At 59.2% G+C, this 20,346-nt stretch carries 18 protein-coding genes; 7 read left to right on the top strand and 11 right to left on the bottom strand.

From position 1 onward, the window contains the following. Window positions 1-3 precede the first annotated feature (3 nt). The gene (locus tag ACIOWE_RS24680; RefSeq protein WP_401396931.1) at window positions 4-492 is read right to left on the bottom strand and encodes an SRPBCC family protein; all 489 of its coding nucleotides are present in this window, start codon (window positions 490-492) and stop codon (window positions 4-6) included. A 142-nt stretch (window positions 493-634) separates the two neighbouring features. Here ACIOWE_RS24680 and ACIOWE_RS24675 point away from each other — a divergent pair, with 142 nt between their 5' ends. Then, complete coding sequence (locus ACIOWE_RS24675) at window positions 635-928, top strand: hypothetical protein (protein ID WP_401396928.1); 294 nt, start codon at window positions 635-637, stop codon at window positions 926-928. A gap of 52 nt (window positions 929-980) precedes the next feature. Further along, window positions 981-1,385 (top strand): lysozyme inhibitor LprI family protein, encoded by a 405-nt coding sequence (locus tag ACIOWE_RS24670; RefSeq protein WP_401396925.1) that lies wholly within the window; start codon window positions 981-983, stop codon window positions 1,383-1,385. Window positions 1,386-1,524: 139 nt separating this feature from the next. Here ACIOWE_RS24670 and peaD read toward each other — a convergent pair whose 3' ends face one another. The 4 genes from peaD to peaA all read right to left on the bottom strand — a co-directional run bounded on the left by peaD (window position 1,525) and on the right by peaA (window position 6,102). After that, window positions 1,525-2,643, bottom strand: a complete 1,119-nt coding sequence (gene peaD, locus ACIOWE_RS24665) for a quinohemoprotein amine dehydrogenase subunit beta (protein WP_401396922.1) — start codon at window positions 2,641-2,643, stop codon at window positions 1,525-1,527. Window positions 2,644-2,683: 40 nt separating this feature from the next. Next, a complete protein-coding gene (gene qhpC / locus ACIOWE_RS24660; protein ID WP_008016081.1) occupies window positions 2,684-3,007 on the bottom strand; it encodes a quinohemoprotein amine dehydrogenase subunit gamma in 324 nt (107 codons plus the stop codon). A 1-nt stretch (window position 3,008) separates the two neighbouring features. After that, the gene (gene peaB / locus ACIOWE_RS24655; RefSeq protein WP_401396919.1) at window positions 3,009-4,439 is read right to left on the bottom strand and encodes a quinohemoprotein amine dehydrogenase maturation protein; all 1,431 of its coding nucleotides are present in this window, start codon (window positions 4,437-4,439) and stop codon (window positions 3,009-3,011) included. An 82-nt stretch (window positions 4,440-4,521) separates the two neighbouring features. Then, a complete protein-coding gene (gene peaA / locus ACIOWE_RS24650; RefSeq protein ID WP_401396916.1) occupies window positions 4,522-6,102 on the bottom strand; it encodes a quinohemoprotein amine dehydrogenase subunit alpha in 1,581 nt (526 codons plus the stop codon). 367 nt (window positions 6,103-6,469) lie between these two features. Between peaA and ACIOWE_RS24645 the strand changes: the two genes are divergently transcribed. Next, a complete protein-coding gene (locus tag ACIOWE_RS24645; protein ID WP_401396913.1) occupies window positions 6,470-8,377 on the top strand; it encodes an amidohydrolase in 1,908 nt (635 codons plus the stop codon). A 49-nt stretch (window positions 8,378-8,426) separates the two neighbouring features. On the opposite strand, the gene ACIOWE_RS24640 is transcribed toward ACIOWE_RS24645, so the two are convergent. Further along, complete coding sequence (locus ACIOWE_RS24640) at window positions 8,427-8,843, bottom strand: hypothetical protein (protein WP_401396910.1); 417 nt, start codon at window positions 8,841-8,843, stop codon at window positions 8,427-8,429. Window positions 8,844-9,139: 296 nt separating this feature from the next. Between ACIOWE_RS24640 and ACIOWE_RS24635 the strand changes: the two genes are divergently transcribed. Further along, complete coding sequence (locus ACIOWE_RS24635; RefSeq protein ID WP_401396907.1) at window positions 9,140-10,630, top strand: aldehyde dehydrogenase family protein; 1,491 nt, start codon at window positions 9,140-9,142, stop codon at window positions 10,628-10,630. A 92-nt stretch (window positions 10,631-10,722) separates the two neighbouring features. On the opposite strand, the gene ACIOWE_RS24630 is transcribed toward ACIOWE_RS24635, so the two are convergent. Genes ACIOWE_RS24630 through ACIOWE_RS24615 form a run of 4 tightly spaced genes read right to left on the bottom strand, consistent with a single transcriptional unit; the run spans window position 10,723 to window position 16,304 of the window. After that, complete coding sequence (locus ACIOWE_RS24630) at window positions 10,723-12,018, bottom strand: FAD-dependent monooxygenase (protein ID WP_401396904.1); 1,296 nt, start codon at window positions 12,016-12,018, stop codon at window positions 10,723-10,725. Further along, entirely contained in the window at window positions 12,015-12,692 is a 678-nt protein-coding gene (locus ACIOWE_RS24625; RefSeq protein ID WP_401396901.1) for a S8 family serine peptidase, read from the bottom strand. Before ACIOWE_RS24625 ends, ACIOWE_RS24630 begins: the two co-directional genes overlap by 4 nt. Next, window positions 12,682-14,400 carry an ABC transporter ATP-binding protein gene (locus ACIOWE_RS24620; protein WP_401396898.1) on the bottom strand — a complete coding sequence of 573 codons (1,719 nt, stop codon included), beginning with the start codon at window positions 14,398-14,400 and terminating at the stop codon, window positions 12,682-12,684. The genes ACIOWE_RS24625 and ACIOWE_RS24620 overlap by 11 nt, the downstream gene beginning before the upstream one ends. Beyond that, a complete protein-coding gene (locus ACIOWE_RS24615; protein ID WP_401396895.1) occupies window positions 14,400-16,304 on the bottom strand; it encodes a sigma-54-dependent Fis family transcriptional regulator in 1,905 nt (634 codons plus the stop codon). Before ACIOWE_RS24615 ends, ACIOWE_RS24620 begins: the two co-directional genes overlap by 1 nt. Before the next feature lie 249 nt (window positions 16,305-16,553). On the opposite strand from ACIOWE_RS24615, the gene ACIOWE_RS24610 reads away from it, so the two are divergent. The 3 genes from ACIOWE_RS24610 (at window position 16,554) to ACIOWE_RS24600 (ending at window position 18,132) form a co-directional block, all read left to right on the top strand. Next, on the top strand, window positions 16,554-17,159 hold the full coding sequence (locus ACIOWE_RS24610) for a hypothetical protein (protein ID WP_401396892.1): 606 nt from the start codon (window positions 16,554-16,556) through the stop codon (window positions 17,157-17,159). A 9-nt stretch (window positions 17,160-17,168) separates the two neighbouring features. Further along, a complete protein-coding gene (locus ACIOWE_RS24605) occupies window positions 17,169-17,375 on the top strand; it encodes a helix-turn-helix transcriptional regulator (protein ID WP_003226632.1) in 207 nt (68 codons plus the stop codon). Between the two features lie 85 nt (window positions 17,376-17,460). After that, window positions 17,461-18,132 (top strand): hypothetical protein, encoded by a 672-nt coding sequence (locus tag ACIOWE_RS24600; RefSeq protein ID WP_401396889.1) that lies wholly within the window; start codon window positions 17,461-17,463, stop codon window positions 18,130-18,132. 54 nt (window positions 18,133-18,186) lie between these two features. Here ACIOWE_RS24600 and mrdA read toward each other — a convergent pair whose 3' ends face one another. Beyond that, window positions 18,187-20,079 carry a penicillin-binding protein 2 gene (gene mrdA / locus ACIOWE_RS24595; RefSeq protein WP_401396886.1) on the bottom strand — a complete coding sequence of 631 codons (1,893 nt, stop codon included), beginning with the start codon at window positions 20,077-20,079 and terminating at the stop codon, window positions 18,187-18,189. Window positions 20,080-20,346: the final 267 nt, after the last annotated feature.

The following is a 20,346-nucleotide window of genomic DNA, read 5'->3' as shown; positions in this document are numbered from 1 at the left end:
CTGTCAGCCACCGTCACGCTCGCGAGCTTTGGCACTCTCTACAAGAAACTGTTCGAGCCGGCTCAACTGCTCTTCCCAGCCACGGCTGTCCATGTAATACGCCTCTTTCTGGCGGATATCGGGAATGTGCGCGAAGCCTGATTCAGACACCTTGAGCAGCGTGCCACTCTCGAAGTCTTGCAGTTCGAACTTGACCAGCGTGGTCGGCTCCTGGGAATAGTCGATCTTCGGATTGACCGCATACGGATGCCAACGGAACGAGAACAACTGCTGCGGCTCGACCCGCTCGATCAGCACATTCCACAACACATGTTCATAACCCGGATACGTGACCTGCCCTTGCGTCCATTCACCGGCAATAAAACGCCTGCCCTCCAGCGCCACACCAAACCACTGACCAAATGCCTCGGCATCGACCAATGCACGCCAGACATGTGAGCGCGGCGCCTTGAGCGTGATTTTGCGTTCGAAACTATTGGGTACTGGTTTCATACGTCACCTCCTGTTCTGAACACTAGGCCTGTATGACCACATGTCCAACCTGAAGTTGTATCAATAGGCTGCCTGGTAGCGATCATCAATGCCAACCATTGTCTAGACTGATAAGTCATCCAACCAGCATCTGGAGCCAAGCATGCGTGTATTGCAAACTATTTGCCTGTGCATGGCGCCGCTGATTCTGTCTGCCTGCGTTACCTCCGTAGCCCACTGGAGCAAACCTGGCGCATCCCAGACAGACATCGATCACGATAAAGCCGAATGTCAGTATCAGGCCAAATCAGCAACGGCCAGTTATAACAGCACACCGTCAGACAAAAGCATGTCGGCCGCAGTGGGAGCCGGGGTGGGCGACGGAATCGTGATAGCTGAAAAACAGATCGATCTGACCAATGACTGCATGCGATTGCGCGGCTACAGCGGCAGTTGAGGCTGATCGATACAATAACCGCCATTCCTGAAATCGACAGCGAGAATCCCCCATGTCCCCACGCCTGCTCCTGGCCCTGACGCCACTTCTGTTCACCCCCCTCGCCCACGCCGCCCTCGACTGTGCCAACGCCAACGATCAGGCGACGATGAACCAGTGCGCCGGGCAGGATTACAAGGCAGCCGACAACGAGTTGAATGCGGTGTACAAGCAAATCACCGGGCGCTTGAAGGGCAATGCCGAGGGCACAAAACTGCTGGTTGATGCGCAGCGGGCGTGGATCGGGTTTCGTGACGCTGAGTGCACGTTTTCGTCATCGGGGGTTTCGGGCGGGAGTGTTTATCCGTTGGTTTACAGCAGTTGTCTGACAGGGGTGACCAAGGTGCGAGTTAAGGCGCTGAAACAGTATTTGAAGTGTGAGGAAGGTGACATGGGCTGCCCGGTGCCCGGGGCCTGATATCGACGTGGCATTTAGGGCCTCATCGCTGGCAAGCCAGCTCCCACAGGGTTTCGGAGTGTTCTCACAATAAGTTTAATCACTGAAATACCTGTGGGAGCTGGCTTGCCAGCGATGGCGTCAGCGGGGATGCCGCAAATTACCGGACAAAAATTTGCGCCGTAGTAATCGCCATATCCCCTCCAGGCAACTTGATGCTCCCCGTCTGCTTCATCGTTTCGGCATCGAAGATCGCCACATCATTGAACGTCCCCGCCAGATAGATCTTGCTGCCGTCCTTGTTGAAGGAAATGCAGTAGTAGGAATGGTCCAGGGTCGCTGCCTGAATCAGCTTCTTCTGCTTGATGTCGTACTTGGCCAAACGATTGAGCACACCGAACATCAGGTTCGGATCCTTCGGCGAACGCATGCCACTGAAATAGATTTCGGTCAGCGGGCCGAAGTCGGTGGTTTCGGTCTTGCCGGTTTTCAGGTCGATGCTGAACAGACCGTACAGATACTCGGCGGTCGCCGGGTCCTGTTTCTTGTCCTTGAATTTCGCTGCGGTGTAGAGCAGTGAAAAATCATGGCGGTAAGTCTGCTGGTTCCACACGTAGAGCACGTCTGGTGCGCTGTAGTTCGCCCGTTTCCAGTGGCGGCTGGGGATCAGCACATCAAACTTGCCACTCTTCACATCGACCTTGTAGACATCGGCGCCGGCGACGTAAAGCGTACCGTCATCGCCGCTCTGCATGATCGTCAATTGTCGTGGCGCCGGAAAACTGCGCACGGGTTTGGCGTTCATTCCGGCGTCGGTGGCGTAAACGTCAAGGCGCGGCTGTTTGACCTCGTACCGGTCGTTGAGCATCTGTGTCGGGTTGGCAATGGTGTACAGCTCTTTGCCGTCGTGGCTGACGGTAAAGGCAAACATCGACCGCGCCTTTTCCCCCGGTTGCTGGGTGATGCTGGCGTGGAAAACCTGCTTGCAACTATCGAGTTCGACTCCGTAAACGTCGGCGTAATGATTGTTCAGCACATACGCGATCTTGCGATCCGGCGACAATTGCACGGTGCCGGGGCCGAAGGCGTCGGGCATCTTGCAGGTCTTGTACAGGCTGTCGGTGGCCAGATCGAGGACGTGAAGGTTGTTCGGGTAATTGGTGGTCACCATGTACTCGTGACCGTCTTGCAGCGCGGTGTTTTCATCGGCCAGAACCGAGAGCGAACAGGCGCTCAGAACCGCGATTGCGGCCAGGCCGCAGGCTTTGATGCTGTGCATGCTGGAATCCTTTTTCTTGTACGCTGTTTTCTCAAAGGCATCATTTGTCTTTCGGGAAGACCGTGCCCAGGTTGCGCCAGTTGTCATTGGACGCCTGGGCATCCTTGTTCCAGTCCGGGTAGGTGCTCATCATGTCCGGCACCTGCGCCGGCCACCAGCAAGGGTCGGAGCAGCCATAAAGGTCAGCCTCCATCGGCTGGCACAGCGACGACACCCCGCCAAACGCATCGATTTCCCAGCCCGGGTCAGTGGTCGAAGCGCAGCCCGCCACCGAACTCATCGCCACCACTTCTTCGATGCGGTTCTCATCCGCAGCCTGATCGAGCTTCAACGCTTTGTTATTGATTGCCTTGAGATGTTTCATATCAGTGAGCCTTGCGCGGAGTGATGTAGCTGCTGATAAACGCAGGGTTATTGGCCATGATCCGGGTGTAGACCTCGATGCCGAAGTCGACCCAGTCACGCATCAGTTCGCAGTAGTGATACGTCGGGTGGGTCGGGTCGCCGTAGCGCGCGTAACTCTCGTGGTAGCAGCCGCCGGAGCACAGGTTGCGGATCTGACAATCCTCACAACCGGTATTGGTACGATCCAGACGCTGGGACAGAAAGTCGTTCAACTCGACTTGCTTCACGCCGCTGTGGACGTTGCCAAAAGTTGGCAGCTTTGATCCGGTGAAGCGATGGCAGAGGTTGAGTTCGCCCTTGTGATCGACCGCCAGCATCTTCAGCCCGGCGCCACACGGCAGAGCTTTTTTGTGGCCTTCGTGGATGTCGGTGATCAACTGGTGCAGGTTGGAAAAACCGATGTTGCGGTGCTCCAGCGCAGCTTCCAGGTAACGTCGACCGAGGCGCTTCATGCTGGCAAAAACTTCGATCAGCTCCTCGCTGCTGAGGTTGAAGCTGCTGATATCACCCGAGGTCACCGGGGCAAAACCGACCTCGGCAAAACCCAGTTCATTGAACAGGTGATCCCAGATGGTTTCGACGTCGGTGACGCCCGTGGTCAGGGTCACACGCGCACCGACCGGACGGCTGTTGTAGCGCGACAGGAGCATCTCGGCCTTGCGCCGCACCACGTCATACGTGCCCTGCCCGCCCACGGTAATGCGGTTGCGGTCGTGCACGGTTTTCGGCCCGTCGATGCTCACCGACAGCCCGAAACGGTGGGCATTCAGATAGTCGACGGTGTCTTCGGTCAGCAGCGTCGCGTTGGTGGTCATCACGAACTCGACGAACTTGCCTGCCTCGGCAAAACGCTTCTCGCAATAGTCGACCATGTACTCGATCAGCTTGCGGTTACTCAGCGGCTCACCGCCGAAAAACACCACGGTGAAACGCTCTTCGTCCGGCGATTCACGCAGGAGCATTTCCACTGACGCAATCGCGGTTTCGACATCCATCTTCTTGCCAGCGGACGGCTTGTCGAGGTCTTCCTTGTAGCAATACGTGCAGCTCAGGTTGCAGCCGGTGTTGACGTTGAGCACCACGGTGTTGATCGCCGTGCGTTCGACGCGTTTGACCGCGATGTCCGGGGTCAGTGGCGAGCCGTCGCTGACCAGCTCCAGCGAGATCAGCTCGCGCAGGGTCTCGTTGATTTCCTCGCCGTTGAAGCGCGCCGCGAGGCGTTCGATCAGGTCTTCCGAGGAGCAGCCGGGGCCGCGCAACGTATCGATGATGGTGCCGGTCAACTCATCGCTGGCGAACAGCGAGCTGCTCGGGATATGAAACAACATGCGGTCGGCGTCGACGTGCACTTCGTGCAGATTGCGTTCGACCAGATTCAAGATAGCGCCCATTGCAAACCTCCTGTGCAGGCCCCGCTCGGCGGGACTTGCGGTCATTCCGAAAAGTGTCTGAAGCGATGCAGTTCAAGACAACTCAAGGAATGGGTGGATTGTTCCAGCGTTGCACGGTGACGATCAGATGGCCTTCGCCGGTCAGGGCTTGCCCTGCGTCGTCGACGGCGGCGATCACCTTGAGATTGCCGGCATTGTTAGTAGACATCTTGCGCGCCGGATTCGGCCCGGCATCGCCCGGCGTGAACACGCCCGCGTCGGTCTGCATGGTGCCGGCGAACTTGACGTCTTCATCCTCTTTGGCGCGCTCGTCGAAGGCTTCGACCTTCCACTGCGCCGGGAACACGCCGATGCGATAGGGCTTGCCATCGGCACCCTTGCCCCAGGCTTCAGCATCGAAACGGCCCTGGACTTTCGGCGTCGAGCCGCCGCCCTCGCCGATCCGTGCCACCGAGAACTCGGGCACCACTTTGACCGAGGCAATCTTGCTATACACCGACAGGCTCGGGCCTTTCAGCGCGCCCACGCTGACCGCGCGCAGCCCCGGTTGGGCATTGGCCGCCGCTTTGACTTTGACCTTGATGCGCTCGGCGTTCTGCTCGACCACTTCGACAACTTCCACGCCTTTACCGAAGTTCGGTTTGCCGCTGAGGCCACTGCCGATAAGGGTCACTTCGGTCTCGCTGCCGGCCTTCACATAACCCGGCTGCACCGCCAGCAAACGCTGCGAGCCTTGTTTGGCCGCGACAAAATCAAGACCGCGCTCGTCGTGCTCGGCCTCGAACATCCGCCCCTGCATCGCCGTGCCTTGGGCGGCAAACACCTGGCGCATGGTCACGCCATCGACAGTGACATTGCCGCGCCATTCATAGCCGCTGTAGAGGATCGCGCTGCCGTCGCCATTGAACGGGCTGCCATCAGCGTATTGGCCTTTGACGCTGACCTTGAAGGTGTCGTTGCCATCGGCGGTCACGCTCATGATTCCGGCCAGTTCGCCCTTGCCCGGCAAGTGGCCGCTGAAGCTCCAGTCGCCGACCAGCGCTTGCGCTTTCGGTGCGCTTTTCAGCCACTGCTGCCACGCCGGGTTGTCCAGTGGATAACGCTTGGCCAGCAGCGGCACCATGTCCTTGCGGGCAATATCAAACCAATCACGATCGCGCGCCAACGCTTGATACTCCAGCGACGGCCATTGGCCGAGGTGGAAATTCACCAGCCGCTCCCACTCCTGCGCCGGACGTCGTTGCAGTGCAACCCGCGCACCGGAGTGGCAGCGGCCGCACATCTGGCTGGTTTTTTCATCGAACTGCTCGACCGTGTTCAACCGCCGTTCCAGCGCGTAACGCACGCCATCGGTTTCGCTCGGCGCCAGGCCTTGGGTGTCGGCCAGATACTTGACCAGGGTGCGGCGGTCGTCATCGCTGATCTGCAAACCGTGCATGGTTTGCATGCGGGCGATGCTCATCAACCAGCCTTCCGGCGTCTTGCGCTGGTGGCTGATGCGGCTCAGGGCGTTATCGGCCTCGGGGGTGTGACAGCCCTGACAGGTCTCTTTGAGGATGGTCTGGGCATCGCGGGCAGCCAGGCTCTGCGGCGAATGCAGGGCCACGCAAGCGGCCACGGCCAGCAGGCTGGCGCTCATGCCTGATCGGAGTCTTCTCTTCATCAACGTCGAACCTCGCACGGTGCTTTCTTATTGTTGTGGCTTATCGTTTTTATGGTTTCTGCCGTCGGCGGCGGGCCGCGAACGGAGGCAAGAGAAACGTCTGCGATGAGCAATACACGGAGCGTGCCAGCTTGGCGACAGGCTTATCAATCAATCAGTTACGTAATGATCACGGTGCCGAACTACGGTTTGCATTGTTTGCCGGCGTCCAATTTCGCGACAGCTGTTGCAGTGTGAGACAAGCATGGATGCGAGATGAAACGAGTGTTGCCGACGACTGACCGTCCGATATCAAAGTGCCTGCTACGCTTGCTTTCGCACACATGTGCCTCAAGCCTCAAACCACCGAAAACCTGAGGAAAGCATCATGGGATCAAATGGAAATGGTCATAACTGCACGCATTGCGGATGCGAAAATCCGGTCTGGAATGCACTAAAACACAAGCTCGACCTCACAACCCTCGCAGGCAAAGCCAACGCCCTTGCGGAGCCTGACGGCGAATCGCTGATCTTCACCGACGGCAAAATCTACCCTCTGAAAAACGGCAACATGCATGAACAGGTCGAAGCCTTGGGCATCCACCGTGGCGACGTCATCGCTTCGGGCACCCTCGCCGATGTAAAGGCCCGCATGGACACCCAGGGTATCCAGTACAAAACTCGCTCACTGGCGGGCAAAACCCTGTTGCCGGGGTTGATCGAGCCGCACATTCACATCGTGCAGTCCTGCCTCATGGACAGCTGGCTGGATCTGGGTCCGATCGACAAAGAAACGCAGCGGTTGCGCCAATCGTATGACTGGGCCTATTTGCAGGGGATCATCGGCGACTGCAAGCACACCGATCCCGAGAATTGGGTGCTGGGACACATGGTCGATCCAGCACTGATGCCGTTCACGCTCAGTGCAGAGGGGAAAAACCACCTGACGACGTTCCGTTGCGCAGGCGATTCCAGCGAGATCGGCAACCTCGACAGCCTGGTCAAGGATCGCCCACTCTTGATGATGAGCGCCTCCATGCACACGGCTTATCTGAACACTGCGGCTTGCACCATCGTCTACAGGAACGAGAGTGCAGCCAATCAGGAGTTTCTGACGGAGTACCCGACGTTCCAGGTCTTCATGGATAAAACCCAAGGCGTCCTGCAAGAAGAAAAAGGTATTTTGCCGGCCATCCTGTCGATCCCGATCAAACAGATTCTGCACTCGCTGAAACTCTTCGGGCCGATGCAGAACTACTTTCACCAAGCCTCAAAACGCGGTGTAACCCTGTTGTACGACGCCATGGTCGATCCGATTTCCAAGCTCGTGCTGGAGGCTTATGGCCTGACACACCCGCGCAATGTTCGGATTGGCTATGCGGCGACGTATAAAAAAGGCATGCCTTCTTACACCGCAGTCACCAAGGAGGCCGCCCGATATTTCTACCAGGGCGGGGTGAAACTGATCTCCGACGGCTCGAATCAAGGGCTGACCGGCTACCAGAACACGCCTTATTGCTGCGAGACCACGCCAGAGTTGGGCAACTTCAACGTGTGTGACAAGGATGTTCCGCAACCCGAGACAATGCCGGATGCCTATAAAGAACTTCTGGTCGACGCCATGGCGACCGGTTGGCCATTAATGATCCATGCCAACGGCGATCGGGCAATTGATTTCACTCTGGACGCTTATAAGAACGCATTGGATAACCGCAGCGGCCTGGAAAAACGCCATCGCATCGAACACTGCTCACTGCTGACCGAGGAGACCGTCAAACGCCTACAACACCTGGGCATCTCGCCGAGCTTCCTGATTGGCCATGTCGGTTACTGGGGTTATGTTTTCGATAAGGCAATTTTCGAAGACAAGGCCAGCGACATGCTCGACTTGTGCAAATTGGCCCTGGACTATCGCCTGCGTATCTCGCTGCACAGCGACTGCACCGTCACCCCGCTTGGCCCGCTGCGGTCGATGGAACAGGCGGTCACACGCAAAATGGAAGGTATACGCGACACCCTCGGCAACTTCATCGACGATCCGCGCCAGCAACCGGTGCTCAACGAAGGTCAATGTCTGACACGTCAGGAAGCACTGAAAGCCATCACCTATGACGCTGCCTGGCAGTGCCATGCCGATGGATTCACTGGTTCGTTGCAGGACGGCAACTTCGCCGATTTCGTGATTCTGGCGCAGGACCCGCTCGACGAAACTTTCCCGGCCACCGGCATTCGCGGCATTGAAGTCTGCGAAACCTGGAAAGGTGGTTACAAGGTGTACTCCAGTACGGAAGGCTGACCGATATACGCTCAAGCCTGCGGCAAAGAAACCGCAGGCTTGAGTTCAATCATTGAATCGCAGCCGCAGGAATGGGCACATCAACCCGCTGTCCCGTTTCAATATCACGGATCTCGAAATCCCACCGACCGTATCCGGACTTGCCGTCAAGCCCATAGGTACGGCCCGCTGCAAGTTCCACGGTTCTTTCCACCGTCGCGGTATAGCTCTGCTGGTAAAGTTCTCTGCGTACCTCGATGCGATGGACGCCCGGCCCGATGAAGTATTGGGATTGCCGGCTCAGCCAGAACCAGGTGCCTTCACCATCGACACTGACAATGGTTAACGCCGGATTGATCTGATTGATCGTGGCGATATCGGAAGCAGGCTTGCCTTCTGCACTTTCATGGGTGAAGTGGATGCATCCCGACAGCGTCGATCCCGCCAGTAAAAGCGCCGCAGAACGTAAAATGTTGCCAACTTGCATCAATGCCCCCACAGGCTAATCAATAAAGCGGCATTAAATACTCTATCCCTTGGCGAAATACCACTTTGCCATCATTAATTGAAGGCCCGATGCTGCTTTCAGTCAGCGCCTCAAACCGCTGAAAATCAGTATCTTGAGTCTCAGCCGCTGTCGCGAATTGCGACAATCCGAACTCCACCAAGCGCCCTCTTATCCCTCCATCACCTTACACGGTGGGCCTGCGCAGGACGTTCGAGTATCTGGCACAGCCATTGCCAAGACCTGTTCAACGACAACGAACAACAAGAGGCTTCGCCATGTCCCTCCCGTATCTACTTCCTGCCACCTCGGCTTTCATTCAACGCGCACCACGCATGCTGATCGGTGGCGATTGGGTCGAAGCCGCCGACGGCCAGACCATGCCGTTGCACAACCCCGCCACCGGTGAAGTGTTGTGCGTGGTACCCCGCGCCACGCCGGATGACGTCGACCGTGCCGTACTCGCCGCGCGGCAGGCGTTCGACGATTCCGCCTGGAGCCGCACGCGCCCGCGTGAGCGGCAGAATCTGTTGTGGAAACTTGCCGACCTGATGCAGCGCGACGCCGAACAACTGGCGCAGCTGGAGTGCCTGAACAACGGCAAAAGTGCGGCGGTGGCGCAGGTGATGGACGTGCAACTGGCGATCGATTTCTTGCGTTACATGGCTGGCTGGGCGACCAAGATCGAGGGCTCCAGCGTCGAGGTGTCATTGCCGTTGATGCCGGGCGATGAGTTCCACAGTTTCATCCGCCGCGAAGCCGTGGGCGTGGTCGGCGCCATCGTCGCCTGGAACTTCCCGTTGCTGCTGGCCTGCTGGAAACTCGGCCCGGCGCTGGCCACCGGTTGCACGGTCGTCCTCAAACCCGCCGATGAAACCCCACTGACCGCTCTGAGACTCGCGGAGCTGGTGCTGGAGGCAGGTTATCCGGAAGGCGTGTTCAATGTGGTGACCGGCACCGGTATTACCGCAGGCTCGGCACTGACGCATAACCCGCTGGTGGACAAACTGACCTTCACCGGCTCCACGGCGGTGGGCAAGCAGATCGGCAAGATCGCCATGGATTCGATGACCCGCGTCACCCTCGAACTGGGCGGTAAATCACCGACCATCGTCATGGCCGACGCCGACCTGAACACTGCGGCGGCGGGCGCGGCCAGTGCGATTTTCTTCAATCAGGGCCAGGTCTGCTGCGCGGGTTCCAGGCTGTATGTGCAGCGCAAGCATTTCGACAATGTAGTGGCGGACATCAGTGATATCGCCAACGCCATGAAGTTGGGCAACGGTCTCGATCCCAGCGTGGACATGGGCCCGCTGATTTCCGCGCGCCAGCAGGAGCGGGTCTACAACTACATCGAAATGGGTCGGGAAAGCGGCGCGACCATTGCCTGTGGCGGCGAGCAGTTCGGGCCGGGGTTCTTCGTCAAACCGACGGTGATTGTCGACGTTGATCAGAAGCACTCGCTGGTGCAGGAAGAGATCTTCGGGCCGGTACTGGTGGCGATCCCGTTCGATGACGAGGCGGATGCGCTGCGCATGGCCAATGACAGCCCCTATGGACTGGGCGCGAGCATCTGGTCGAACGATCTGGCGGCGGTGCACCGGATGATTCCACGGATCAAGTCGGGGTCGGTGTGGGTCAATTGCCACAGCGCGCTGGACCCGGCGTTGCCGTTTGGCGGGTACAAGATGTCGGGGGTTGGACGCGAAATGGGCTATGCGGCGATTGAGCATTACACGGAGTTGAAGTCGGTGTTGATCAAACTGTAATTGCGCCACGCTTGAGGCCGCTTTCGCGAGCAGGCTCGCTCCCACATTTGACCACATCCAATGTGGGAGCGAGCCTGCTCGCGAAGGCACAGTCAGGGCCGATACCCCTGACTCAACAACCATCCCCTGATCATCCTATCCTGCTCTTCACTCAACCCGGCCAACACTGAATCGACCGGCTCGGAACGCAGCCGCCGCAGCACCGGTGCCACCTCCACACCCTGCACATGCCAGATCCCCAACGGCTGATCCGCCGTAACCACCACCTCGGCCTCATCGACAAACCCGTCACACAACACCGGCATCCGCTCAATCCGCAATGCCGCAAAGTCCGCCTCGGCATGCGCGACTTGAGCATCCGGCCACTGCCGCCGCGCCTGCCAGAACGGCTGATCGCGCCAACGCTGCTCATCGGCATAAAAGTCCCGGCCAATGCGCGCGAAACGCAGAAACAACTGCTCCAGACGCTGTTGATGAAAGCGTTGCGCCAACGCCGTCCGCTCGGGTTTGCGCAGCAACGTGTTGATCACCACCGGGGCCTGTAACGCCGAGGACAGCGATTGAAAAATCCCGTTGCCCGACAACGGGTCCACCGCCATCGCCGCATCGCCGACACGTATCCAGTTATCGCCGCACACTCGGCTTGCCAGAATCGCCGTACTGCTGCGGGCACGCAGTTGCAGATCGTTTTCCCTCGCATCAGCAAAAAACGCCCGGGCAAAATCTGAAGCCTGACGACGTTGGCGACAGTAATCGAGCAACCGTGCCTTGCCCGGAAAATCCGCGCTGGCCACGTCCACCGTCCACTGCCAATAACATTGCCCGTCGACACGCCGTGCCATCCAAGCCCAGCCATCCTCCAGGCTTTCGACAGCACTGGCGGTCGTGCCCGGCGCACCTTGCCAGCGATTGAGCAGGCTGACCGTCTCCGGCCCGCGCACGCCTTTGCCGAGCGCCGGGGCCTGGCGACCCCGTGCCTCCACCAGAAAGTCCGCGTGCACCACCGCGCCGCCCGCCAGCGCGATCCGGTGCCCGCTCGCCGAGGACCGCACGCTCAGCGCCCGCGCTTCAATCAGCTCAACGCCAGCGTCGCGCAGGGCCTCACGCAAACCGCGATCAAAGGTCGGCCGATCCAGTAAAAACTCGATGTTCTGCGCATGCTGCTGACCGTTCCAGTTCACCTGCCGCTGTGACGGCACTGTCGCGTCTGTCAGCGCTTGATGAAGACCCACGCCACGCAAGGCTTCCAGCACCCGCTGTGACACCCCTTCGAGCGCTGCAAAGCGTCGCCATTCGCTGATCAGCGTCACGTCATGGCCGAGCCGGCGCAATCCCAAGGCCACCGCCGCCCCCGCCGGCCCTGCGCCGAGAATCACGATTGCCGTCATGGCCCGAACCGCCGTTCCGGCCCACGATAGCGGGCGCGCTGTTTCAGCCATTCAATGACTTCGCTGTTGCTGGCCTCGGGATGTTCCAGCAAGAATCCGGCGATGTGCCCGCTCAACGCCGCACAGCCCAGGCTGGCCCCCGACTGACCCGGATAGGTGCCATGCACACACGCGGCGAAATCCGCTTGCGCACTGTCGAGCCACGACCATTGTTGTTCGGTGCAACGCGCATCCCCCGTCACCCGCAATACTCGCGGATAACTCGCCGGGAACACCGCCGCGCCCTGCGCCGGGCTCGACGCGCAGAGCAATACGCCACGCGCCACCGCCGCCGCACAGGCCTCGCGCAACAAGCTGCGGTCCTGGCGCAGCCCCAGGCTCAGATTGATCAGCCGCACCTCCTGCGTCACCAGCCAATCGATGGCCGTGGCGATCTGCAACGCACTGGTCACGCCGCGCTGATCGAACACCTGCGCCACGCAAATCTGCGCGGCGGGTGCTCGACGACTGATCGCCTCAATCACCGCGCTGCCATGGCCCAATGGATCGTCACGCAAGTCAGCTTCGGCCAGGCCATCCTCCAGCAGCCAGAACCGCCGCCCGGCAATTACCTGCACGCGTTGCGCCGCTGAGTGCCCACTGTCGACCACGCCGATGCGCAACTCAGGCTTCATGCAACACCGCTTTCGACGTGAGGACGCCGTCGAGCAGCTCGAAGCGCAGGTCGGCGTCGGCCAAGGTCGACGATCGGTGGCTGATGAGGATCCGCGTACGTCCGGCAAACAAGCGGTCGATGGCTTCGATCACTTCGCGTTCGGTGGCTTCGTCGACTGCCGAGGTCGCTTCGTCGAGCACCAGAATCAGCGGATCCTGCAACAGCGCCCGGGCAATCGCGATGCGCTGTTTTTGCCCACCGGACAACTGCTGGCCGCGTTCGCCCAGCGGACTGTCGAGGCCTTCCGGCAATGAGGCGATCAGGCTGTCGAGTTGTGCCAGCCGCGCCACTTCGGCAATCGCCTCGCGACCGGCATCCGGCACCGCGTAAGCCAGGTTGTCGGCGAGGCTGCCGCGAAACAGCACAATGTCCTGACTGACCACGGCAATGCGCCGACGCAGTTCGAACAGGTCCAGTTCACGCAAATCGACCTCACCAAGCAACACCCGCCCGGACTGCGGATCGTGATGGCGTTGCAGCAGATCGATCAGAGTTGATTTGCCAACGCCGGAGCCGCCACTCAAGGCAACTTTCAAACCGTAAGGAATCGTCGCCTCGATACCGCTCAGAGTGCTCGGCCGCCCCGGATGGCTGAAGTGAACGTTGTCGAAGCGCAGCTCACCGGAATGCGGTAATGGCTGTGGCGCGAAGGGTGAACGGACGGTGGGCTCTTCACCACGCAACTCCATGACCCGGCCAAGGCTGACGGTCATGCGCTGGATCGCGACGTAAAGACCCAGCAGACTCTGCACCGGTCCGACCGCCATGCCCAGATAAGTGGAAAACGCGATCAGCGCACCCAACTGCCAAGTGCCCTGCACCACCCAATAACCGCCGATCAAAAAGGCGCAGGCGCGCGACAATGACGTCAGCGTACCGGGCACTGCCTGGGTGAAGAACTCGGTGACTTGCAGGCGCAGCAACTGGTTCATGTAGCCCTGCCCCAAGCTCTCCAGCCGACGCGCTTCACGCTGCTGCTGGCCGGCCGACTGGATGAACTTCATCACCGGCAAGGTCTCGACCATGAACGACGACATGTCCGCCGAGCGCTCGCGCAACTGCCGCACATCGCGCTCGACCTTGCGCCGCATCCAGCGCAGCCACAGCACGTCGAGCGGGATCAGCACCAGTGCCAGCAACGACAGTTGCCATGACAGCGTGAAGAGCATGGCAATCGCCACCACCAACCCGATCACACTGGAAACTGCCGAGAACAACGAGTCGACAGCAAAGCGCTGGATCTCCGCGACATCGCCATCGAGTCGCGACATCAGATCACCGATTCGCCGTTGCCCGTAGAAGCTCGGCGACAAGGTTTGCAGGTGGCGGTAAAGATCATCACGCAGGGCAAACAGAATTCGCCCGGACAGGCGCGTGTGCAGATAGCGGTTGATTCCTGACAGCGCCGTGCCGAGCAGCCCGGCGCCAATCATCAGCACGGCAATCATCACCAGCATCGAAAAATTGCGCGCGAGCAGACCATCGTCGATCAGCAATTTCACCAGCCACGGCTGCACCAGAACCAGCAGCGAGGCGCACACCGACAGCCCAAGCAAACCGGCAATCGCCAAACGCTGCGGACGCACGAAACCGTACAGCCAACGCAGCGCCGCTTGCGTGGCGGCGGGATCACGGCTGTCGATCAGCCGGGTTATCAGGCGCTGCATCAGGAGCGCAACTGTTTGAGTTTGCGATACAGGGTCGCGCGGCTGATGCCGAGGGCGTCGGCGGCGGCCGAGACATTGCCCTGATGGCTGTCGAGGGACTGGCGAATCATCTCCAGTTCATTCTCGCGAATGCTACCGGCCTGGGGCTTCTCGCTGGCGCTCAGTTCGTCGAGCATGCTGTCGGGCAAGTGATCGAGGGTCAGCATGGTTTCGCCCGGTTCGCGCATGGCCAGTGCCGTGCGCAAGACCATCTCCAGTTGGCGGATGTTGCCCGGCCAGTGATAACCCGCGAGCAAGCGATCAAGGTCGTCATGCAGCACCACGTCCGGCGCGTCGAGTTTGCTCAGCAGACGGCTGACCAGCGCGGCGAAATCATCGCGTTCGCGCAGGGCCGGAAGCATCACGCTGATGCCGTTGACACGGTAGAACAGGTCTTCACGGAACTGTTTGTCGGCGACCCGCATTTTCAGGTCGCGGTGGGTCGCGCAGATCAGCGCGACATCGATGTCCTGCTCTTCGCCAGCACCCAGTGGCGCCACTTTGCGATCCTGCAACACCCGCAGCAGCCGCGCCTGCAAGGCCAGTGGCATGTCGCCGATTTCGTCGAGGAACAGTGTGCCGCCGTGGGCCTGTTGCAGACGCCCGATCATGCCGCCGCGCCGCGATCCGGTGAATGCCCCTTCGCGATAGCCGAACAGTTCCGACTCGATCAGGCCCTCGGGAATCGCCGCGCAGTTCACTGCCACAAAGGGTTTGTCGCAGCGGCTGCCGGCCATGTGCAAGGCGCGGGCGATGACTTCTTTACCGGTACCGGTTTCGCCGAGCAGCAACACCGGCAGCTCATTGGCCAGACCTTGCCGGGCCATGCGTAAAGCCCGAGCGTAGCGGACGTTGCTGCCAGCCAGTGCATCGAGATCCGGTGGCGCCTTGGCGGCTTTCGCGATGCTGCGCGGTGGCCCGCCGAGATTGACCGAGCGGGCCGGGGCGCGCAGGGTTTTGTAGAAGAATTCACCCTTGGCGGTTTGCAGACTGCTGACGCCGCCCTGTTGCAGACGGGTCAGCAACTGCACGCCATCGACACCAAGAAACTCCTCGCAACGACGCCCGACCAATGCCGAACGCTCGGCCCGCAGCAACTGACAGGCCTGCGCACTGACCGCCAGAATCTGCCCGCCGAGACTGACCGCCAGCAAGCCTTGCCACGGCGATTCGAGGTACTGCCGACGACTGTGAAACGCCAACACGATCTGCTCGGGGAAACTGTTGTTGAACACCCGGCTTTCAATCTGACTGACCGCCATGCTCAGCAAAGCGGTGCTGTCATGCACACGGCCGAGCGGGCCTTCACGGGTCAAGTCGAGTACGCCGAGAATCTCGCCTTGCGGACAATGGATCGGCACCGAGGTGCAGGAAAAATCAGTGAGGCGATCGAGGTAATGTTCGCCGCAATCGATCAGCGTCGGCCGGGCCTCGACCAGCGCCGTGCCGAGGGCGTTGGTGCCACGCGCCGCTTCGCTCCAGCAGGCGCCGAGGGTGATGTCTTGCAGGCCACTGCCCTTGAGCCGATCGGCACGCCCTTCGACCGCGAGAATGGTCGCGTCGGAATTGGCGAGGATAATCAGGCCTTCCTTGCCCTGCCGTTCGGCAAGGTAATCGATCGCCGGCATCGCCGCGTCGATCAACAGACGATTGCTCGCCAGCAGCACATCAAGGCTGGCGCTCGATTCCAGCGCCAACTCATGCTTGCCATTGAAATGCACGCCGTGGCTGAGGCTACGCCGCCACGAGGCATCGATCTCCGCACGCAACACACCGTCGGGCACCTGGCCTTCGAGATGGAGCTTTTCCCGGGCGAGCCGGGCTTCGTGACGGGACTTGGGATCAGTGGTTTTTATTAGAGTCATCAAGCGCTCCGGAGCGGTCCGCTTTGCGCTTTTATGATTTCAGCGCCCTGGCACCAATCTTTACGTTAACGTCAGGGCGATGGCAAGCACCGTAGGGCAATTGGCTTCCGGCAGGCGGTTCGATGCCTGATTATGGTTCAGTCGCGTAGTGAAAAGATCGGTGACGTAGCTTTATCATAATAAATTATTGCAATTCGATAATTAAACATCGAAAATCAGTCATCAAAATTGACACGGCAAGGAATTTTCATGAGTACTCGCATCGATGGCGTGGCGTTGCAACGCATGCACTGGGTTGGACTGCTGGCAGCGATTCTTGTCTGGGTTCTGGGCGTCACTGAGGTCGGCGGCAGCGCGACGCTGTGGATGTTCAAAATGGATGAAATGCTCGCGGCCCTGCTCTACGCCTTCGCTGAAGGCTCGCCACAATTGCTTGATCCGTTTGTCGAAGGTGCGCTGCTCGATCCTGCCACTTGGCTATCGCCACTGGCCACTGCACTGATCGTCGTTTTGGACTTCCTGCCCGTTCTGCTATCGGTCTACGCGTTATGGCTCACGGGCTTGTTTTTCCTGCGCCTGTCGCGTGGCGAAACCTGGACCGATCGCAATATCAAAGTCCTGTGGCGCGTGGGTGTGCTGTGCATCGTTTCCCCTGCAACCTATCCGCTGGTAGAAACCTTGCAAGGCTTGGCGCTGTCCATAGACCTGCCTGCTGGAGAACGCATTTTCAAATTCTCGATCGGCCTGTCTTCCACGTCCGCCTACGAGATTATCAAAGGCGTTTTGCTCTGTTTGTTTTCAATTATCATGCGTGATGCAAAAGTCCTCAGCGATGAGCAAAGCCAATACATATAGAACAATATAATGACCATTATCGTCCGCCTTGACGTTGTCATGGCCACGCAAAAAATTCGCTCCAAAGAGTTAGCCGCTCTACTGGGTATCACCGAGGCTAATCTGTCATTACTGAAGAATGGCAAGGTCAAGGGAGTGAAGATGGCAACTCTGGACAAGCTCTGTGCTGCGCTCGATTGCCAGCCAGGCGATCTGCTGGAATATCAAAAAGACTGACCCTTCTTTTATGCCCGTGATTAGTTTATTGCGGGGGCCAACCGTTTAACTCTTATTCAATCCTTAGTTGCAAGGCGGCTTTTGCATGACCCGTTATTTCCTCTGCGCGCTGTTGTTGCTGACAGCGTTACTCAGCGGCTGCGCCACACAAATAGACGTGGCACTCAACGCAACACCCGATCCGGACTATCAATTCGACCGCAAGGCCACTGTACTGGTGACCTCTGCAGGCGGCAGCGATGAAAACGCACTTAACGCCCGTTACTATCTTCGCGACATGGTCAACGCGCTGAAAGACAGGGGGTTCCAGGAGGTCTATACCGACGCCAGCCTGCCGAAAAACCATGCACCGATCAAAATGACACTCAGCCTCGATGTTGGCAGTCGACAGGTGACTTACCGCTACACCGCCACCGATTATGGGCAGGTACCGACCAGTACCTCGACCGTGTGCAAGAACACTAAGAAAAAAGACGATCGGCTGATCTGTACGAGCAAGCCAAACACTACTTATGGCCCAGTAGGGACTTCGGAGCGAACCGGTTACACCACCCTCAGCACCTTCACCGCCACTGCCCGGGATGAAGTGAGCAAGCGTGCGGTCTACCTGCTTCGGGCTTCGTCCTACAACGATGACTGCCAGGCGGCCAAGGTCGAAGCTTTTCTGGTGGAGCAAGGCCTGCAGAACCTAGACTTCCACGACCGTGTGCAACGCAACTACACAGTGACGATGCCTGAAGGTTATAGCTGCAAGTAGTTCGATGGCAGCTTCCCGGCACAGGCGCGGCCTGTGCCGGGAAGCGATTACCGGCTAAACGTGCGGATCACCCGGCGCTTTGCTCGGCGCCGCGTATTGCGGCTTGAGATGGCCATCCTGATCGAGCAACCAGGCATCCATGATCTGCCGCACGACGGGACCGGCCACACGACCGCCGGCCTCACCGTTCTCGATCATCACCGAAATCGCGATCTTCGGATGTTCAGCCGGTGCGAAGCCGACGAACAAGGCGTTGTCGCGATGGCGCTCAAGCGTCTTTTCGCGGTTGTAGCGTTCGCCCTGCTTGATCGCGACGACCTGCGCTGTGCCGCTCTTGCCGGCGATACGATACTGCGCCCCTGCCGCTGCCGCACGAGCAATGCCGCGGGCATCGTGCATCACCATCTGCATACCATGGTTGACCTGTTCCCAGTCGCGCGGATCCTTGAGCAGGATATTCGGCATCGGGTGCTCGTCGACCGGTGCGATGCCATCGACGGTTTTGGCCAAGTGCGGACGGTTCCACACGCCTTTGTTGGCGATCAACGCAGTGGCCTGAGCCAGTTGCAGCGGCGTCACCTGCATATAGCCCTGACCGATGCCGAGAATTACCGTCTCGCCCGGGAACCACGCCTGTCGCCGCGTTGCGCGCTTCCAGGCCTGGGATGGCATCAGCCCGGGAGATTCTTCGAACATGTCCAGCGACACTTTTTCGCCAAGGCCGAACATGGCCATGTAATCGTGCAGTCGATCGATACCCAGCTTGTGCGCAAGGTCGTAGAAGTAGGTATCGTTGGAACGCATGATCGCCGCGTCCATGTCTACCCAGCCGTCGCCACTGTGGTTCCAGTTGCGGTACTTGTGATCGAAGTCCGGGAGTTGGTAGTAGCCCGGATCGAACACTCGAGTCTGCGGCGTGACGACCCCGGCATCGAGCCCGGCGATGGCCACTTCCGGCTTGATCGTCGAGCCTGGTGCGTACAAGCCGCGCAGCACACGGTTGAAGAGCGGCCGGTCGATGGAGTCGCGCAGCGCCGAATATTCCTTGGAGCTGATTCCGGTGACAAACAGGTTCGGGTCAAAGCTCGGGTTACTGACCATCGCCAGCACTTCCCCGGTGGACGGATCGAGCGCCACGACTGAACCACGACGATCACCCAGAGCGGCTTCGGCCGCCTCCTGCAGTTTGACGTCGAGGCTCAGGACAATGTTTTTACCCGGCACCGGGTCGGTGTGCTTGAGCACTCGCAAGACACGGCCTTGGGCATTGGTTTCCACCTCTTCGTAACCGACGTGACCGTGCAGCTGTTCTTCGTAAAAGCGTTCGATGCCGGTTTTGCCGATGGACTGGGTGCCGCGATATTCAACCGAATCGAGCGTCTTCGACTCTTTCTCGTTGATCCGACCGACATAACCGATCGAATGCGCGAAATGCATGCCGAGCGGGTAATGCCGGACAAACTGCGGTTCGACATCAAGCCCCGGCAAGCGGAACTCATTGACCGCCAGCACGGCGATCTGCTCCTCCGTCAGCTCGTAGAACAGTGTCACGGGCGTAAAGGGATGCCGGGACTGCTTCATCGCCTTGTCGAACACCGTGCGGTCTTCGGCGGGAAGGTGCAGGAGGTTGATAACTTCGTCTAGCTCCTGGTTGACGTCAGTTGCACGTTCGCGAGTGAAGATCAGGTTGTAACTGGGGCGGTTATCGGCCAATAGAACGCCGTTGCGATCGTAGATCAGTCCGCGTGTCGGCGGAATCGGCAGGACATGTACGCGATTGTTTTCAGAGATGGTCGAGTGGTAGTCGAACTCCACCACTTGCAGGATATACAACCGCACCACCAGGGCACAGCTGATGGCGAAGACGAACAAGGCGCAAGCAATCAATCGCTTGTTGACCAGGCGCGTCTCTTTTTCGTGATCCTTGATCGGGATTGGCTCAGGCATTTCTACAGCAACTCTTTGACATAAATGAGTGCCGATCCATAGGCATGACATCAGTCCGTGAAAAAACGAGCTGCACCATACCAAAAACTGCCCGGTCACTTCAGAACGTTTTTCCCCAATGGCAGCTCTGGCGACGGTTGGACCCTCCGGGAATGGAGGAAAAACTTTTCTGCGGGCAAAACAAAACCCCAACTGCTTTCGCAATTGGGGTTTCGGAATTTAATCTTGACGATGACCTACTCTCACATGGGGAAACCCCACACTACC

The organism is Pseudomonas sp. NPDC087598 (genome assembly GCF_044743525.1).
In the GTDB taxonomy this organism is placed as follows: Bacteria; Pseudomonadota; Gammaproteobacteria; order Pseudomonadales; family Pseudomonadaceae; genus Aquipseudomonas.
The sequence above is the reverse complement of the archived record's forward strand: the minus strand, read 5'-3'. Positions and strand labels throughout refer to the sequence as shown.

Excerpts from the sequence above, each read along its gene's own strand:
- ACIOWE_RS24635 (WP_401396907.1), top strand. The coding sequence starts at position 9,140 with ATGTCCCTCCCGTATCTACTTCCTGCCACCTCGGCTTTCATTCAACGC.
- ACIOWE_RS24630 (WP_401396904.1), bottom strand. The coding sequence starts at position 12,018 with ATGACGGCAATCGTGATTCTCGGCGCAGGGCCGGCGGGGGCGGCGGTG.
- ACIOWE_RS24600 (WP_401396889.1), top strand. The coding sequence starts at position 17,461 with ATGACCCGTTATTTCCTCTGCGCGCTGTTGTTGCTGACAGCGTTACTC.
- ACIOWE_RS24670 (WP_401396925.1), top strand. The coding sequence starts at position 981 with ATGTCCCCACGCCTGCTCCTGGCCCTGACGCCACTTCTGTTCACCCCC.
- ACIOWE_RS24610 (WP_401396892.1), top strand. The coding sequence starts at position 16,554 with ATGAGTACTCGCATCGATGGCGTGGCGTTGCAACGCATGCACTGGGTT.
- ACIOWE_RS24675 (WP_401396928.1), top strand. The coding sequence starts at position 635 with ATGCGTGTATTGCAAACTATTTGCCTGTGCATGGCGCCGCTGATTCTG.
- ACIOWE_RS24640 (WP_401396910.1), bottom strand. The coding sequence starts at position 8,843 with ATGCAAGTTGGCAACATTTTACGTTCTGCGGCGCTTTTACTGGCGGGA.
- ACIOWE_RS24620 (WP_401396898.1), bottom strand. The coding sequence starts at position 14,400 with ATGCAGCGCCTGATAACCCGGCTGATCGACAGCCGTGATCCCGCCGCC.
- ACIOWE_RS24605 (WP_003226632.1), top strand. The coding sequence starts at position 17,169 with ATGACCATTATCGTCCGCCTTGACGTTGTCATGGCCACGCAAAAAATT.
- ACIOWE_RS24625 (WP_401396901.1), bottom strand. The coding sequence starts at position 12,692 with ATGAAGCCTGAGTTGCGCATCGGCGTGGTCGACAGTGGGCACTCAGCG.
- qhpC (WP_008016081.1), bottom strand. The coding sequence starts at position 3,007 with ATGAAACATCTCAAGGCAATCAATAACAAAGCGTTGAAGCTCGATCAG.
- ACIOWE_RS24615 (WP_401396895.1), bottom strand. The coding sequence starts at position 16,304 with ATGACTCTAATAAAAACCACTGATCCCAAGTCCCGTCACGAAGCCCGG.
- peaD (WP_401396922.1), bottom strand. The coding sequence starts at position 2,643 with ATGCACAGCATCAAAGCCTGCGGCCTGGCCGCAATCGCGGTTCTGAGC.
- mrdA (WP_401396886.1), bottom strand. The coding sequence starts at position 20,079 with ATGCCTGAGCCAATCCCGATCAAGGATCACGAAAAAGAGACGCGCCTG.
- ACIOWE_RS24645 (WP_401396913.1), top strand. The coding sequence starts at position 6,470 with ATGGGATCAAATGGAAATGGTCATAACTGCACGCATTGCGGATGCGAA.
- peaB (WP_401396919.1), bottom strand. The coding sequence starts at position 4,439 with ATGGGCGCTATCTTGAATCTGGTCGAACGCAATCTGCACGAAGTGCAC.
- ACIOWE_RS24680 (WP_401396931.1), bottom strand. The coding sequence starts at position 492 with ATGAAACCAGTACCCAATAGTTTCGAACGCAAAATCACGCTCAAGGCG.
- peaA (WP_401396916.1), bottom strand. The coding sequence starts at position 6,102 with ATGAAGAGAAGACTCCGATCAGGCATGAGCGCCAGCCTGCTGGCCGTG.